Annotated in this window: 15 protein-coding genes; 2 read left to right on the top strand and 13 right to left on the bottom strand. The window is 39.2% G+C overall.

Annotation, left to right across the window (positions count from 1 at the left end):
• Nucleotides 1-45: 45 nt before the first annotated feature.
• From rsfS to LY28_RS12670, 11 genes are all read right to left on the bottom strand, one after another.
• Nucleotides 46-387: a ribosome silencing factor gene (gene rsfS, locus LY28_RS12720; protein WP_110462575.1), complete on the bottom strand. Its 342-nt coding sequence runs from the start codon at nt 385-387 to the stop codon at nt 46-48.
• Between the two features lie 290 nt (nt 388-677).
• Entirely contained in the window at nt 678-1,193 is a 516-nt protein-coding gene (locus tag LY28_RS12715) for a LytR C-terminal domain-containing protein (protein WP_110462574.1), read from the bottom strand.
• Nucleotides 1,194-1,241: 48 nt separating this feature from the next.
• The gene (gene yqeK, locus LY28_RS12710; protein WP_110462573.1) at nt 1,242-1,814 is read right to left on the bottom strand and encodes a bis(5'-nucleosyl)-tetraphosphatase (symmetrical) YqeK; all 573 of its coding nucleotides are present in this window, start codon (nt 1,812-1,814) and stop codon (nt 1,242-1,244) included.
• 76 nt (nt 1,815-1,890) lie between these two features.
• Nucleotides 1,891-2,508: a nicotinate-nucleotide adenylyltransferase gene (gene nadD, locus LY28_RS12705; protein ID WP_110462572.1), complete on the bottom strand. Its 618-nt coding sequence runs from the start codon at nt 2,506-2,508 to the stop codon at nt 1,891-1,893.
• Between the two features lie 220 nt (nt 2,509-2,728).
• Complete coding sequence (purD, locus tag LY28_RS12700; RefSeq protein WP_110462571.1) at nt 2,729-3,988, bottom strand: phosphoribosylamine--glycine ligase; 1,260 nt, start codon at nt 3,986-3,988, stop codon at nt 2,729-2,731.
• A 44-nt stretch (nt 3,989-4,032) separates the two neighbouring features.
• Nucleotides 4,033-5,577 (bottom strand): bifunctional phosphoribosylaminoimidazolecarboxamide formyltransferase/IMP cyclohydrolase, encoded by a 1,545-nt coding sequence (purH, locus tag LY28_RS12695; RefSeq protein WP_110462570.1) that lies wholly within the window; start codon nt 5,575-5,577, stop codon nt 4,033-4,035.
• A gap of 97 nt (nt 5,578-5,674) precedes the next feature.
• Nucleotides 5,675-6,298, bottom strand: a complete 624-nt coding sequence (gene purN, locus LY28_RS12690) for a phosphoribosylglycinamide formyltransferase (protein WP_110462569.1) — start codon at nt 6,296-6,298, stop codon at nt 5,675-5,677.
• The gene (gene purM / locus LY28_RS12685; RefSeq protein ID WP_110462568.1) at nt 6,292-7,314 is read right to left on the bottom strand and encodes a phosphoribosylformylglycinamidine cyclo-ligase; all 1,023 of its coding nucleotides are present in this window, start codon (nt 7,312-7,314) and stop codon (nt 6,292-6,294) included. Before purM ends, purN begins: the two co-directional genes overlap by 7 nt.
• Before the next feature lie 51 nt (nt 7,315-7,365).
• A complete protein-coding gene (purF, locus tag LY28_RS12680) occupies nt 7,366-8,829 on the bottom strand; it encodes an amidophosphoribosyltransferase (protein ID WP_110462567.1) in 1,464 nt (487 codons plus the stop codon).
• A gap of 77 nt (nt 8,830-8,906) precedes the next feature.
• Entirely contained in the window at nt 8,907-9,419 is a 513-nt protein-coding gene (gene purE / locus LY28_RS12675; RefSeq protein ID WP_110462566.1) for a 5-(carboxyamino)imidazole ribonucleotide mutase, read from the bottom strand.
• Between the two features lie 183 nt (nt 9,420-9,602).
• The gene (locus tag LY28_RS12670) at nt 9,603-10,580 is read right to left on the bottom strand and encodes an AEC family transporter (RefSeq protein ID WP_110462565.1); all 978 of its coding nucleotides are present in this window, start codon (nt 10,578-10,580) and stop codon (nt 9,603-9,605) included.
• Nucleotides 10,581-11,129: 549 nt separating this feature from the next.
• Here LY28_RS12670 and LY28_RS12665 point away from each other — a divergent pair.
• Nucleotides 11,130-12,815, top strand: a complete 1,686-nt coding sequence (locus LY28_RS12665) for a C40 family peptidase (RefSeq protein ID WP_110462564.1) — start codon at nt 11,130-11,132, stop codon at nt 12,813-12,815.
• 267 nt (nt 12,816-13,082) lie between these two features.
• On the opposite strand, the gene LY28_RS12660 is transcribed toward LY28_RS12665, so the two are convergent.
• Nucleotides 13,083-14,237 carry an MFS transporter gene (locus LY28_RS12660; RefSeq protein WP_110462563.1) on the bottom strand — a complete coding sequence of 385 codons (1,155 nt, stop codon included), beginning with the start codon at nt 14,235-14,237 and terminating at the stop codon, nt 13,083-13,085.
• Nucleotides 14,238-14,528: 291 nt separating this feature from the next.
• Here LY28_RS12660 and LY28_RS12655 point away from each other — a divergent pair, with 291 nt between their 5' ends.
• Entirely contained in the window at nt 14,529-15,461 is a 933-nt protein-coding gene (locus tag LY28_RS12655; RefSeq protein WP_165835562.1) for a protease inhibitor I42 family protein, read from the top strand.
• Nucleotides 15,462-15,624: 163 nt separating this feature from the next.
• Here LY28_RS12655 and LY28_RS12650 read toward each other — a convergent pair whose 3' ends face one another.
• A complete protein-coding gene (locus LY28_RS12650; RefSeq protein ID WP_110462561.1) occupies nt 15,625-17,334 on the bottom strand; it encodes a BtrH N-terminal domain-containing protein in 1,710 nt (569 codons plus the stop codon).
• Nucleotides 17,335-17,382: the final 48 nt, after the last annotated feature.

Raw genomic sequence — 17,382 nt, 5'->3', positions numbered from 1 at the left:
TTCCAAGCATAGTATACCCTTTTTAGCCTACACTTTCTTTTATTTTTATCTTATACAGGTCATTTCGCCGTCAGACCACAATCTTTCCAGATTAAAAAACTCTCTGTCCTCCTGATGAAATACATGGACAACTACATCCGCATAATCCAATAAAATCCACCTTGCTGTGTCATAGCCTTCCTTGTGGTAAGGTTCAACTCCTATTTCATTGAGCTTGACATCTATTTCATCCGCAATGGCTTTTATATGTGTAGTGGATGTACCGCTGCAAATCACAAAATAGTCGGCAATTGTTGTAATATTATGAATATCAATCATATTGATATCCTTGGCTTTCTTTTCCTGCATCGCTTCCATTATCTTGTCTGCTAATTTTTTTGAATCCAATATATGCACCTCATCTTCAACACTTAATATATTTAGTAAATCGGACATGCCTATTCAAGAACCCTGTTAATTATAGCATCAACTTTAATTTCTTACAAATATACAAAACAGCTGACTAAAAATCAATTACTATAGGCTGAAATACGATATCGTCGCGAAGGCTTGAACCGTAATTGATTTTAGTCAATTACCACAGGTCAAAAGCAATGCATACCGTACCGGTATTTTATTGTGCTAAGGCTCTTAACTGTAATTGACTTTGGTAAGCTTAAAAAAACTGACAGCATTTGTTACGGGTTAAAATCCGCTCCTACAATAACAGTTATATCAAATCTGGAGTCAGGCTGAAGCTCTTCCTTAATTATGGAAATCTTCAGAGAATCACGTATAACGTCAGCTTTTGCTCCTTTTTTCCTTATCAGGATTTTTGATGTACCCTGTGTACTGTCAAATGTATTTCCTGCACTCACTGTGTATCCTTTTGCTTCCAGCATTGCTCTGATTTCCTCTGCCAAGCCACTTTTATCTGTGCAGTTTATAACCTCAACCACCAGCTTTTCATTATTAACCGAAGACTGGCTGGGTGTTTGCTCGGCTGATTGCTTTGTTGTTTCCTTCTTCTGCTCAGTATCTATGATTATTTTGCCGGAGCTTGATTCAGCCTCTTGAGCTTGCTTTTTCACCTCTATCACTTCTTTATCAAATACACCCGAATCCTTATAAAAATTAGCTCCTACTATAATTGATGAAAAAAACAATAAAAAGGTTCCTATTGCATAAAATCCTATTCTTAAAATCTTACCCATTTTTACCTCCATAATCAAGCATTACTGTATCCGTCCAATGCAAATATGCTAAAAATCTTTATTCTGCAGTAACAGCTTGTTTCTTGCCTCAATTGTAAATGGGTGCAGCAAGCCATTTTGCATTATAACATATTTAATTATATTGTCAAAAGCGCATACCAGCGCCTTATTTATGTCTGCATATGCCAGCCTTCTGACATCGTCAGCCTCACAATGGGTTCTTCCCGGCTCAATATAATCCGCCAGAAAAACTATTTTATCCATCGGGCTCATCTTGGCAAAACCTGTGGTATGATACCTTATTGCATTTAAAATAATGTTGTCCTCAACACCATATTGTTCTTTTGCCAATATTGCCCCAACCTCACCGTGCATCAAAAATACCTGTCGCTGCTCAATTTCATTCAATTTTATTCCATTTGCCCGGCAGTATTCTCTTGTCTCTTCATCCTTCAAATTCTTTGCGCAATCGTGAAGAAGCCCTGCAACAGCAGCGGCAGCCTTGTCCTCACCATAATGCTCCGCCAGTGATATTGCCTCTTTCATTGTGTTTACAGAATGAATATACCTTCCCGGCCTGAGTGACCTCTTCAGTAATGCATCCATTTCAATTATATTCATTGATAACCTTTCCTTTTTGTACCAAATCTATTTAGCCGTATCTTTCCATAAATATTTTCATGCCGCCCAAGCTTATTTACCGGTATAAGTTATTTTCCTTTATATAAGCATCGACGCAATCACTCACAAGGTATTTAACCGATTGATTTTTACTTATTCTTTCTCTGATAAACGTTGAAGATATCTCAATCAAGGGTGCTTCAAAGGGTATCAGCTCTATGTCAAATTTTTGCCTTAAAACCTTAATCTGTTCGATAAAAGCCTTGTCCTGATATCCGGCTCTCATAACAGCAATAAACTTCGTCAGGGCAAAAACCTCTTCAGTCCTCTTCCATGTCAATAAATCCATCACTACATCCGCACCTATTATATAGTAAAAATCAGTGTCTTCCGGGTACATTTTATGAAGCTCATTCAATGTATCCACAGTATAGGTATATCCGTTCCTCTCAACTTCAAGGTCAACAGCCTCAAAAAACGGATTGCCGCTGACGGCGCACCTGACCATATTAAGCCTGTGAATCGGGCTGGTAACAGTATTTAAATCCTTATGCGGAGGCATACCGGAAGGAATAAACAAAACCTTGTCCAAATTCAGTTCACATCTTGCCAGCTCTGTAATTGCAAGATGACCCATATGAATAGGGTCAAATGTGCCTCCGCAAATTCCTACCTTCAAGCTCTTCCCTTCCATCAAAAGATCCCTTCCAGAATAAATATATTATTAGTTATTATCGCTGCTGCAAAAAATCTATCTTTTGAGTATAATACAAAAGATATTATAGCATAAAACAGTGTATAAAAGCCCATAAATTTTTCAACTCAGACTCTTCTTATCAATAGCAAATACTGGAAAAAGCAAAGGACCTTGCTGTACATTTAAGTATAACAAGATCCCTTTTATGTCTGTATCTTTACTTTCTTCCGATATCTTTTCTGTAATGCATCCCCTCAAAGCTGATTTTCCCGATTCCTGCATAAGCCTTGTCTATTGCTTTATCCATGGTTTTTTCAACAGCTGTGATACCCAATACTCTTCCTCCTGCCGTATAGAACCTTCCATCCTTAAACGAGGTCCCCGCATGGAATATAATTGTATCCCCGTTTGCCTGCGCAGCATCAAGCCCGTCTATTTCCAAGCCTGTGGAATATTTCCCCGGATATCCTCCTGATGCCGCAACTACACAAACAGCGGCATTATCATCCCATTGAATATTGATATCTGCCAGCCTTTCATCAATAATAGCCTCAAATATTTCCAGCAAATCCGTTTTAAGCCTCGGGATGACAACCTGTGTCTCAGGGTCTCCAAACCTTGCATTGTATTCCAGAACTTTAGGGCCGTCCTTTGTAAGCATTAATCCAAAGTACAGTACCCCTTTAAATTTACGTCCCTCGTTATTCATTGCCTCAATTGTGGGAATAAAGATTTCCTTCATGCAGTAGTCAGCAAGCTTTTCATCATACAGAGGACTTGGAGAAAAAGTTCCCATTCCACCTGTATTCGGTCCCCTGTCGTTATCAAATACTCTCTTGTGATCCTGAGAGGATACCATAGGCACAATCGTTTTTCCGTCTGTAAATGCTAAAATTGAAACCTCCGGGCCCTCGATATATTCTTCGATAACTACCTTGCTGCCCGCATTACCGAACAGCTTGTCATTCATCATGCTTTTTACGGCTGCTTTTGCCTCGTCAACAGTTCCGGCAATTATAACACCCTTGCCCAGTGCGAGGCCATCCGCTTTCACGACAATAGGAGCACCGCAGGAATCAATATAGCTTAATGCCTCGCTGCTGTTTTCAAATACACTGTAGCCTGCCGTAGGTATGTTGTATTTTTTCATCAAGTCCTTTGAAAAGGCCTTGCTTCCTTCAATTACAGCAGCAGCCTTTACAGGTCCGAAGGCCCTGATTCCCGCTTCATCCAGCTTGTCCACCATCCCTGCCGCAAGAGGATCGTCAGGTGCCACAACTACCAAATCTATTTTATTTTCCTTTGAGTAGTTTACTATCCCGTCTATATCTGTCGCTTTTATTGAAACACATGTGGCAAGCTTGGAAATTCCCCCGTTTCCAGGCGCACAATATAATTCTCTTACCTTTGGGCTCTGAGCAAGCTTCCATACAAGAGTATGTTCTCTTCCGCCGCCGCCCACCACTAATACCTTCATATATATTACCCTCCACGCCGAGTTCCGGCACAAAAATAATGAACTTAGTGTTTAAAATGTCTCATTCCTGTAAACACCATTGCAATTCCGTACTTGTTGCATGCATCAATGGATTCCTGATCTCTTATAGACCCGCCCGGCTGAATTATTGCCTTTATCCCTGCTCCCGCTGCAACCTCAACGCAGTCTGAAAATGGAAAGAACGCATCTGAAGCCATAACTGCTCCGATTGACCTCTCTCCCGCATATTCAATGGCAACCCTTGCCGACAATATTCTGTTGGTCTGACCGGGGCCCACTCCGAGGGTTCTCATATCCTTTGCGACAACAATGGCATTTGATTTTGCATGCTTAACCACCTTCATTGCAAATTTTAAATCCTCCATTTGCTCCTTTGTCGGCTGAACCTTTGTAACACATTTCAGCTCCTCTTCATTGAAAATAAAGGAATCATTCTTCTGTACCAGCAGTCCTCCTGCAATTTTTTTCATGTCAAGCATACCGGCAGGTGCTTTTTCTTCTATTGCTTCAAGTTTGAGCAGTCTTATGTTCTTCTTCTGGGAAAGCACTGCAAAAGCTTCCTCTGAGAAGGACGGTGCAATAACTATTTCAATAAATATCTTGTTGATTTCCTCTGCTGTCTTTAAATCAATCTCCCTGTTAGCGGCAATTATTCCTCCATAAATCGAAGTAGGGTCTGATTCGTAAGCTCTTATATAAGCATCATATATATTGTCCGCACTTCCTACTCCGCATGGATTTGTATGCTTTACGGCAACCACCGCCGGCTCGTCAAATTCTTTCAGAAGCATGAGTGCTCCGTTTGTATCGTTTATATTGTTAAAGGACAGCTCTTTTCCGTGCAATTGAACCGCACTTGGCAAAAGCCCCCTGTTTGCTCCAACCTCTTTATAGAAAACAGCACTTTGGTGAGGATTCTCACCGTAACGCATTTCCTGAGCCTTTTCAAAAGTAACCGAAAGAGTTTCCGGATAATCAAGGTCTCCCAGAGTATCTCTCAGATACTTGGCTATTAATGTATCATATTGGCTTGTATGCTCAAAAACCTTGTATGCGAGCCTGAATTTTGTTTTTGCATCCACCTCGCCTGTTTCGTTTATCTCTGCCAGTATTTTCACATAATCTGCCGGATCAACAACAACCGCAACATCCTGATAGTTTTTTGCTGCCGCCCTGATCATTGTAGGGCCTCCTATATCAATGTTTTCAATTGCTTCCTCCAGCTCAACGCCGTCTTTAAGAATTGTCTGCTTAAACGGATATAGGTTTATAACTACTAAATCAATAGTGTCCACACCCAATTCCTTTATCTGCTTCATATGCTCTTCATTGCTTCTCATAGCCAGAATTCCTGCATGTACCTTAGGATGCAGGGTTTTAACCCTTCCGTCCAGACATTCCGGAAAGCCTGTAACGTCAGAGATATTTGTCACCTTTATTCCTGCAGCTGAAAGGGCTTTTTCGGTTCCGCCGGTGGAAATTATTTCTATTCCCTTTGCAACCAGTGCAGAAGCGAACTCTATTATTCCTGTCTTGTCTGAAACACTAATTAATGCACGCTTAATCATTACTTAATCCTCCGATGTATTTAAATTTTTAAACCTTAACATAATTTATGTATTCCTTTTCTGTCCTCAGCTTATCTTTATGCGTTAAAATCTTTATTCAGACTATTTTTACTCTTCTGCCTTCAATAACCAGCCTGTTTTCAGCATAAAGCTTAATCGCCTCGGGAAGAATCTCCCACTCAGCCTGCTCCATAACCCTTTTTTGAAGGCTTTCGGGTGTATCCTCGTCCTCTACATACACGGCTTTTTGCAGAATTATAGGCCCTGTGTCTGCCTCCAATTCAACGAAATGTACTGTCGCTCCTGTAACCTTGACTCCTGACTCTATTACATGCCTGTGAGGAATAATTCCATAGAAGCCTTTTCCGCAGAATGCAGGAATTAACGATGGATGTATATTGATTACTCTTTTATCGTAAAACTTATTAAAGCTTTCACCTAAGATTGATAAAAATCCTGCCATAACCACCAAATCCGCCTTATGTGCGTCAAAGTGCCTGATAAGGGCATCATCATAAGCCTCCATGCTTTCAAAGGACTTTCTTGATATGCAGGTATTATTAATACCATGCTCCTGTGCCCTTTGAAGTGCATATACTCCGGTTTTGCTGGAAACCACCGTAACAATCTGAACATTCTTTAAGTATCCGCTTTCGATTCTGTCCATTATCGCCTGAAGATTAGAGCCTCCGCCTGATACCAGTACGCCTATGTTTAACATATGTCCACACCTGCTTCACCCTCGGTTATCGAACCTATAATATATGCAGCTTCTCCGTTTGACTTCAAGTAGGAAACTATTTCATCCGCTTTGACCTCATCCACAGCCAGAACCATTCCAATACCCATATTAAAGGTATTATATATCTCTCTTTCTCCCATATTGCCCAAGCTCTTTAATATTTCAAATATAGGAAGCACAGGCCATGAACCCTTCTGAATATTTACCCTCAAGCCTTCGGGAAGCATTCTCGGAATATTCTCTATAAAGCCTCCGCCTGTAATATGTGAAATTCCTTTGATTTCAAATTTCTTTATCAGATCAAGTATAGTCTTTACGTATATTTTTGTAGGCTTTATCAATTCCTCTCCTAATTTGCAGCCGAGCTTCTCAACATACTCATTCAAATTCTGCTCTGTGGGATTAACCAGCTTTCTCACCAGAGAATATCCGTTACTGTGAATTCCTGATGATGCAAGCCCTATCAGCTTGTCACCGGCTTTTATTTTCTTCCCGTCTATTATTTTATTTCTGTCAACAATTCCTACGGTAAAGCCTGCCAAATCATACTCATCAACAGGATAAAAGCCCGGCATTTCGGCAGTTTCTCCGCCTATCAGCGAACAGCCCGCCATGACACAGCCTTCGGCAACACCCTTTACAATCTGCGCAACCTTTTCAGGATAATTTTTCCCTACAGCAATGTAATCCAAAAAGAATAAGGGCTCTGCTCCACTGCATACAACATCATTCACACACATTGCAACACAGTCTATTCCCACCGAATCGTGCTTGTCCAATAAAAAAGCCATTTTAAGCTTAGTACCGACTCCGTCGGTTCCCGAAACCAAAACCGGCTGTTCATATTTTGCTTTATCCAAGCCGAAAAGGCCGCCAAATCCGCCTAATTCTGTCATTACCTCCGGTCTGAAGGTTCGCTTGACATGCTCCTTCATCAGCTTAACCGATTCGTAACCTGCTTCAACATCAACACCCGCATCTCTGTAAGTGGTCATTATCTTATCCTCCAATATTTTTAAATAGGGTTAATCATTAAATACTCGCTTTTAACAGCCACAGCTGAACTTATCTCCCTCTTCCGGAACCTCTATGGGATATTCCCCGGTCAGGCATGCAGCACAAAACCCGCATTTTGAACCTATAGGCGTTTTCAGCAGCCCATCCAGACTCAAATATCCCAATGTATCCGCACAAATCATTTCCCTGATTTCATCCACCGAAAGCTTGTTGGCAACAAGCTCCTTTCTTGATGAAATATCTATTCCAAAATAGCACGGGTATTTGAGAGGCGGTGAACTGACCCTCATATGAACCTCTTTTGCGCCTGCTTTTTTCAATATCTGAACAATTCGCCTTGTGGTGGTTCCTCTGACAATAGAATCATCTATAATAACAACTCTTTTTCCCTGTATCGTCTGTTTTATAGCATTGTGCTTTATTCTGACAGCCATTTCCCTCATTCCCTGACTTGGCTGGATAAAGGTTCTCCCGACATATCTGTTCTTTACAATTCCCTCTCCGTACGGTATACCGGACTGCCTTGAAAAGCCAATTGCGGCTGATAAACCTGAATCGGGCACTCCAATTACTACGTCTGCATCCACCGGATGCTCAATGGCAAGCCGTTTTCCCGCTTCATATCTGGATTGCTGAACACTGGCACCGTCTATTATGCTGTCAGGTCTTGCAAAATAAACAAATTCAAATATGCAAAGTCTTGTGTTTTTATTTGTGAAAGGTCTGATTGAACGTATTTCATTATTCTCTATTATAACAATTTCTCCCGGCTCTATATCTCTGATAAATTCTGCATTTACAGCATCCAAGGCACATGATTCGGAAGCAATAACATAAGCTGTTGAGGTTCTCCCGATGCACAACGGCCTTATTCCATACGGATCCCTTACTCCCAGCATTTTATTAGCTGTCATCAGTATCAGTCCGTAAGACCCTTCTACATCCTTCATCATTTTTTCAACAGCTTCTTCCAGTACATCTGCAGTTATACTATGCTTTGTTATTAAATTTATAAGAACCTCTGTATCATTTGTAGTTTGAAATATAGTTCCGCATTGCTCCATTTGCTCTCTAAGAGCGGAGGCATTGACAATATTTCCGTTATGGGCAAGCGCGATTTGTCCGTTCCTTGACCTGACAACTATCGGCTGTGCGTTCTCCCGTCTGCTTGCGCCGGTGGTGGAGTAGCGGACATGGCCTAAAGCCATTGTACCCTTTAGATGGCTCAGTACAACCTTGTCAAATATCTCCGGCACCAAGCCCATGTCCTTGTGATAAATAATCGTTTCCTTGTCACTCACGGCAATACCGGCACTTTCCTGTCCTCTGTGCTGAAGAGAGTAAAGTCCGTAATATGTCATGCCTGCCACATCCAAATCATTATTATCTAATGAATATATTCCGAAAACACCGCACTCTTCGTGCATTTTATCCATTCGTTCATCAAAGCAGTCTAAATTGTCACACTGAAAGCACTGACCAAATTCACACATGAGTTACTCCCTCTACCTTTGTTATTTAGTAATTAAATTTATTATTTCATTATTGAATATAAAATGTTATGATTAGGCTAAATTTCGGCTAACTTTTTTTGCAAATCCTCATTTTTCTTCTCAACCTTTTCTGCCAGCGACCTTTTATAAGCAAGCATTTTATGTCTTAAATCATGGTAAGCTATAGAAAGCATCTGAACTGCCAAAAGAGCCGCATTTTCCGCTCCGTCAATGGCAACAGTTGCAACAGGTATGCCGGAAGGCATTTGAACGGTAGAAAGCAATGAATCCAGACCATCCATTGTCGATGATTTAATTGGAACTCCTATTACGGGAACAGGCGTGTGTGCCGCCAATACACCCGCTAAATGTGCCGCCTTGCCGGCAGCAGCTATAATAACATCCACACCGTCAATATGCGCATTCTTCGCAAAATCCGCTGCCTTTTCCGGTGTTCTGTGCGCTGAACAAACCATTACTTCACAATCAATCTCAAAATCCCTCAGAATCCTTATACAGCTTTTCATTACTGAAAGATCAGAATCACTACCCATAACAACAGCTACCTTAGCATCCTTTGAAACACACATCGGTTTATCCTCCATGCATAAATTAATTTGTGAACATTTTTAATAATTTCCTCAAAATCATTCGCTTTTAACATAATTATATTATCAAATACTGAACTATATTGTCAATTAAACAGGCAAAAAAATCGAACATTATTTTAATGTTCGATTTTAATATTCGGATATTTTAGTCTTGGCACCAGCTTACATAAGCAGGTAAACCATAACGGGAAGTGTTATTATCGATAACAGCGTCGAGACAAATACACTTTCCGTGGCGGCATTATAATCCGAATCATACTGCAGTGCAAGTGCCGAGACTACAGTTGACGCAGGCATAGCCAGCTGAAGCACTACAATTTTTTTCACAAAGGGATCAAAATAATTGTTTGCAAGCCTAAAAAACAAAACAGCCATTATGGGAACAACAAGTAATTTAAACAGCGAAAGCACCAAATACGCAGCTCTTGACAAGACATCCCTTATTCCGCTTATTTTAGTATTTGCAAGAAGCATTCCAATAAATACCATAGATATATATATTGTAGTTTTTCCCAAGCCGTTAAATGCCTCATAAAAAATATCCCAAACCAGATTATATGCATATGCCTCATTTATCCTGAACAGAGACTTTACGGCAATCAAGGCTATTCCGCCCGCAAAAGCCAGTGTATTCGGATTGATAAGATGTGCAAGGTTTTTCTTCCAGCTGTTTTTATTGTGCCTATTGAAAAGATAAACGCCTAAAGTCCACAGTATAGCGTCATTGGCTATATTATAAAAAATTGCATACAGAATGCCTGTTTTCCCGTACATTGCTTCAAGAAGAGGATATGCCATAAAAATAACATTTCCGAACATTGACTGAGATATATAAATATTTTTTGTCTTATCCCTTATGCCCATAATTTTGCAGGGCCCCAAGGATATTACTCCCGCCAGAAGAATAAACACAATGCCAATAATAAATATATAAATGCCGTTCTTTATTGTCTCGCTTGTAAAGGAATAATTGCCCATTGTGGTAAAAATAAGGCAGGGTGTGGTTATTTTTATAATAAGTGAGGACATATGCCTTTGAGACTCTTCCGGCAGCAGCTTCTTCCTCGCTGCCATAAAACCCGTTATCCCAAGTAAAGCAAGTATTATTATTTGTTTAACTACTATAGTAATCTCATTCATTTTATTGCCTCCAAAAATGCAAGTTGTCAGGCTGCTTTCTGCTTAAAATATAATTTTTATAGGTATTTTCTATCATATAATTATATGTAAAACTTGTCCATAAGTGATTTAGCAAAAAATAATAAAGTTTTAACAAATATTATGTACAAATTACTCAGCTTCAGAAAATATTGCCGCATACATTTTAAATATTTTTCGAGCAATTAATCTTATTTTAGATAATTAACGACACATTTTTTTCAATTGTTAATTATTTATTCATATAATTTTTAATATTTATATGATATAATTTCAATGTTAATTTAAATTTTATAAATTTATTGGCAAATATTGGATAAAACAAAATAAACGTTACATATAGTTAATACTCCTCCATAGAATTCGGATTTATAGAAAATCGCCCCTGTAAGGATTTCCCTCAAGTGTTTACCAATTTCTGTACCGAAATCTGTGTGAAGGTCATCAAACTTTAAAACACGGTTTATACAAAAACCTGCTTGTATGTTTATTAATTTTATCCTAAAAATTTAATTTAATTTGGGAGATATTATGAACATAAAAAAAATCAAAAATCTGGCAGGTAATTTTAAACAAAAACTGAAAAAGTTTATATCTGAACACCCAATAAAGCTTAAACACATTGTAATTTCTTGCTCAAGTGCCGCTGCACTGACTGCTGCAATTCTTATGGTTTCAACCGCGTCACCGTTATTAAAGGATTACACAGCCGATACCGCGGATATCAGTGCTTCAACCGAAGCAAATACTGACAGCAGCTCCGCGGATATTTCCACATACAGCGAAAAAGCAGAAGCTTCCTCCCTTCCTTCAAATGATACAAGCAGTTCTGAGAAATCAATAACCTCTCGTGGTGCAGCTCCCCTTCTTGATCCTTCAAAAGGCGATATTATCAAGCTTGGCGTTAAAAACAGCATTGTCACAGCTATACAGAACAGACTTATGGAGCTTGATTACATCGAGCTTGACGAACCAACGGAGGAGTACGGAGAAACAATCAAATCCGCGGTTCAAATATTTCAGCGTAAAAATGAATTGGAAATTACCGGTGAGGTTGACGCTAAAACATATGAACTGCTTTTTTCAGACAAGGCAAAAAAATACACTGTATTCATAGGTGCCGAAGGAACGGACGTTGAGCAGCTCCAAACAAGGCTGTACGAATTAGGTTATATATCAAGCGTAACCGGATACTTTGGAACCGATACGGAAGCAGCAGTCAAGGAATTTCAAAAGAGAAACGGCCTTTATGATGACGGAAATGTAGGGTCTCAAACCAGAGAAATCTTATATTCTTCCGAAGCTGTTCCCCTCTCTTTCTATTTAGGTGATGAAAATGATGAAATAAAGAAATATCAGGAAAAGCTATATGATCTTGGCTACCTGACCACGAAACCGGATGGAAAATACGGAAACGACACTGTTATTGCTGTCAAGCATTTGCAGGAAAATAACGGACTAATCGCAGACGGTTACATAGGACCTGCAACCAAGGATTTGCTGATGTCCGGCGATGTTGCCGAAAATGCTCTTACAATAGGCGACAGCGGAGATGATGTGTCCAATATACAAAAATATTTAAAAAAGCTTGGATATCTAAGCAGTATAACAGGTTATTTCGGCTCTGATACTCATGATGCGGTTGTCAACTTCCAGAAGCGCAACGGTCTTTCAGCAGACGGAAAAGCAGGTGCCAATACTATATCCAAGCTTTTGTCATCAAATGCAAAAGCTTGGAACGGAGGCAGCGGAAGCAGCGGGTCCGGTAACGGCAGTTCCAGTAACGGCAGCTCCAGTAACGGCAGCTCAGGCAGCAGCTCCTCAGGTCAGAATTATACTGATAACTCCGGCAGCCCAAGTGTATCTGCACTGATATCAATAGCCAAATCCAAGCTTGGAGCAAGATATGTATACGGTGCAAAAGGTCCTTCCACCTTCGACTGTTCGGGTTTTGTATACTGGGTTCTCAATCAGGCAGGCCTCAGACAAAGTTATATGACCTCCTACGGCTGGAGCAAAAATACCAAATATAAAAAAATTACCGGTATGAGCAACATACGAAAAGGTGATATTATTACTTTTAACGGACATGTTGGAATAGCCTTGGGAGATAATATGATGATTGATGCTTCCTCAGGCTCCGGTAAGGTCAGGATTACAAATATTACTTCTTCTTATTGGACTAGAAATTTCAAATGTGCTTTCAGAATATTCTAAATATAAGTCAAGCTATCTGCCGATGATATCATCTTGATGCCTTCGGCAGATAGCTTGGGCTTTGATGCAAAAAACCAGCTGAGTCATGATTAGTTCTCAACTGGTTTTTTAGTATTCTGCCAACTATCGGAAGGGGAGAATCCGGTATGTTGGCTCTATGTAAATTTTGGGGGAGATTGCTCTCTTACTGTTTCTTTTTTTATTATATCACAAGCTTTTTATTTTGTCGAACATTGTATTATTTTATTTTATTTTGTTTTATTTTGCTCAATGCTTTAAAACTCTGTTAACCATTTCATTACTTGCAAACATTACGATAAGTATTGCCATTATAAATACAGGGTAGAAGCGAATACCTGCAAAGCCTGAAAGCAATCCGATAACAGGAGGTACGAAGGTTGTCCCCATATATGCAAATGCCATTTGAAGCCCTATCAATTTTCCCGAATTATTTTTACCGAAGCGCACCGGCGTTTCATGGAGCATGGAAGGGAAAACAGGAGCACATCCTATTCCCACCAGAACAAAACCTGCCAAAACAGCATATTCCCAATTGAATATCATCAAAATAGCAGCTCCGCCGCCAATGATAATCTGCCCGTACCGTATTAATGCAGTATTACTCAGTTTAGCGGTGACAAATCCGTTTACCAGTCTTCCTATTGTTATTCCAAAATAATATATGGATATCCATCTCGCTGCCACATCTGACGAAACCCCCTTCGTATTCACAAGATAGCTTGCGCCCCATAAACCGGCTGTAGTCTCCAGCGCGCAATAGCAAAAGAAGCTCAGAAGCGCCGGACGCAGCCCCTTCAATCTCAAAACATTTTCACTGGCCTCTTGCGATATAGCCTTTTCTGCCTCAGTGTCTCCGAAAATTCTCCAGAGAGGCAATGATACCATCAGTATAAGCACCAGACATATTTGTATAGATGAAACTGCCAAGTATCCTCTTTGCCACAGCCCATACCTTGAAATAGCCGCCGACATTATTATAGGCCCGGCTGTTGCCCCTATTCCCCAAAAGCAGTGAAGCCAGCTCATATGTCTTGCTGAAAAATGCAAGGCAACAAAGTTGTTCAGTGCGACATCAATGGCACCTCCTCCCAAGCCTAGCGGTATTCCAGCAATACACAGCCAAACATAGTTTCTGCCGAAAGAAAATCCAAGCAAAGCTATTGCGGTCATAAAAACACTAATCAATACAACCTTGGCAGTTCCCAGCTTATTAAGCAGCCTTCCGCTAAATATGCTTGAAACAATAGTTCCTCCTGATATAATCATTGATATTAAGCCCGCTCCTGCCATCGGAATTGAAAAATCAACCCGTATAGCAGGCCAGGCAGCTCCCAGCATGGAATCCGGCAGACCCAGACTGATAAAAGCAATATAAATTATAATAAGTAGTGCTGTTGCCATATATTATTCATCCGCCTTTACAAATTAATTTATCTCATCTTGCATAAAATTTTTCATGTCAAGGGTTATGATACTATAATTTTGCTGCTTTTCACATATATTTTTGATAAATAAGCTATTATTTAACCATATTAATAATTCTTTATTATATATTATTTTACATTAATACCATAATTTGATATAATAAAGGCATAAATTTTCATTATAAAATATGTCTGTTACACTTTTCAGGTTCAATTTTAAATTAAATATATTTAATTGATGATTAAAATTTTTAAAGGAGGAAATGAAATGACAAGTAACTTTTCAATTTTTGCAAGGAAAAGCACTGCATTCCTGCTATCTGTCATAATGCTTTCCTGTATGGCACTTCCGGCAGTAAATTCCAGCACAGAGACGTATGCGGATGATATCTCAGGCAGTGGTATTTACAATTCCATTTTGTATGGTGACTTAAATAAGGACTTGCTTGTTGACTCTTTGGATTTCGTACTTTTAAAAAAATTATTGTCCGCCTCCGGCAGCACCTTTGAAAAAGCCGCAGATTTAAATGGAGACAATGCTGTCAATGCCTTGGATTTGTCAATCCTTAAGCAATTTCTTCTGGGAAGCCTAGCAACCTTTCCCGTCGCAAATGCATTTAAAAGTACTGAAACCGGCAGTACTATAAATATAGCTCAGAACAGTACTTTTGAGATATCCTTGGAAGAAAACCCTTCTACAGGTTACGAATGGTCATACAGCTTTTCCGAGGATCAAGCCGCAAGCCTTATTTCAGAGAGCAGCTTCCTTTTCAGTCCTAATACAGCGGGAACATCTATACATAAGATTTGGTCCTTTGAAGCCTTGAAGCCCGGAACCTATACCCTTACATACGAGTACAGCCGTCCTTGGGAAGAAGCTGCAGAGCCTGTTGCTACTGTTCAATGTACAATTAATATAAGCAATCCAAATGAAAATATTATAAATGTCAGTACAAACGAATTATTTAAAATATCCATGCAAGAAGGCGGCCTTGCAGGCTTTACCTCAACCTGCCGTATATCGGATGAAACCGGTATAAAAATAATATCACAAGCTGTCAATAATCCTAATCCTCAAATTTCCGACTGGCTATATTCGAGAGTATATACATTTAAAGCACTTAATTCAGGAAAATATGAAATTGTATTTACTCCAAAGCCCATAGGGAAGGACATCGTTTATGTAATAAACGTCAAATAAAAACCGCATCGCCGGTATAAAAGGCTTGCAGACTTGTGTACAACAGTGCAAGCCTTTTATGTAAGCCTGCACGCCGAATTATGCTCTTAGCTTCGCACTTCATAAAGGTCTTTTTTAAGCTTTCTCATCCTGAGAAATACATGTCAATTTATCCTACGAAGCTTCAAGCATAATTAACTGTATCCAATGTTATTGAAAATATATGTATATTCGGCAGATACGGAAGACTTATTCCCGTTATTCTTCCGGACTTTTCAAGTTTGTAATTGTTTGCAAATATTTTGACCGGGGAGTTATGTATTTGTATTGCATTATTTGTTTTTTCACAGGCTCTGCCCTCCCATGCAATTAATTCGCCGTACGAAGGCTCGAATATATACTCGGTAAAGCCTATTTTTATTTTTTCTGTACCGCCATCATTATAATGAATAGTTACAAGCTCGCTAAAGCTTCCGAAATCTGCCGTGGCAAGTATCATCAAGCTTCTGCAGCTGAGACAGGGCACCTCTATCAATTGCTCCAGACATGTAATATTATCATTTGAATCCTCAGCAGGCTTTGGAAACACAAACCTCATATTATTTATACACCATACATCTTTCTCCGGAAGGTCTTCTCTTACAAAAAACAATCCTGTACCGCTTAAATTTGCTTTAGTATTTGAATTTAACATACTGCCAAAGCCATTATTATTAAAATATCCCGTCAAATTAAGATAAAAATAATTATCAGAATTTTCGGTATGTCCAGATATTTCAGTATTTTTATTGATATCAGCCTCCGCATCCGGCTTTGACACAAGCCGGTGTTTATTCTTCTGAGCTTCTCCGGTATTTTCAAAGCTGCAGCGGAGGTCTTTAAAGCTATCGGTGCTTAATTTGTCTGAAGAAAAGCAGGAGGAAGCTCCAAAGATATCCATAAGCAAATCAAAAACTTCACTTTCATAGCTGGATATGTCTCTTATTTTTTGTGGAATCCTAGATTTAATACCGGCTTCATCAGACTTTACTATACACTTTGCCATTATACCCCTGACAGCATCCCATTTACCGCCAGCTTCCCTTAATTTTCCTGCAACATAAAATAAGGCTTTAATACGATATCTGGAAGCCATATCCTCTAAGAACAAAGCAAATTGCATTCTGCCTCTGCTTAATGCCTGTAAATTTATATAAAAAGGCATATCAATAATTCTATTGCCCTTGCAGGTTTCATCCTTTAAGCAGAAGTTTTTTTCTAAGAAATCAGCATACTTAATCATATTATCAAAAATACAGGGGCTTTCTTTTCCCTTTATTTTATTGATTGAGCTGCCTGCAATTCTTTTCCAGTCATACTCCAAGGCTTCTTCCCCGGTAGTATGAAAGGTAAAATATACTCCTAAATATCCTTCAATAAAATCATTAAAATCAAGTACTGCATCCTTTTGCTGAAAATATGGATCTGTACAGTAAAGTATCTCTTTTTCAGTGTCAACACCTGTTATCAAAAACCAATGCTTACCATGCTGATTTTTATTTGGATCCCATGAATAGTAATATGTATCCATTAATACCCCTACAGGCTTGTCATAATACAATTCTTTAAGTATAATCTCCTTTACTCCGGCAGCTTCCGTGTTATTAACAAAGGTTACATGTATTCCGTGATATAAGGCCAAAAGCTCATAAACTTCCCCTCTGTCTACATCAGGTGATATTACTGTCCCGGTATTATCAAATAATTCCTCCTTCAAAGAAAATCCCCATGCTTGTGAATACATAAGGATAAATTTACGTCCAAAAAATTGTGTGACAGAAATCATACACTCATCAAGACAATGAGCAAAATTGTCATGAAATGGCGCAACATCAAGCCGCTTTTTAATATTCATTTTAGTCCTCCCGCTAATTCATATAAATACTGTAATTAATATAATTTA

Origin of the sequence: Ruminiclostridium sufflavum DSM 19573 (assembly GCF_003208175.1) — a bacterium.
Lineage (GTDB): Bacteria > Bacillota > Clostridia > Acetivibrionales > DSM-1351 > Ruminiclostridium > Ruminiclostridium sufflavum.
Note: the sequence above shows the minus strand (reverse complement) of the source record. Positions and strands in the feature narration are given on the sequence as shown.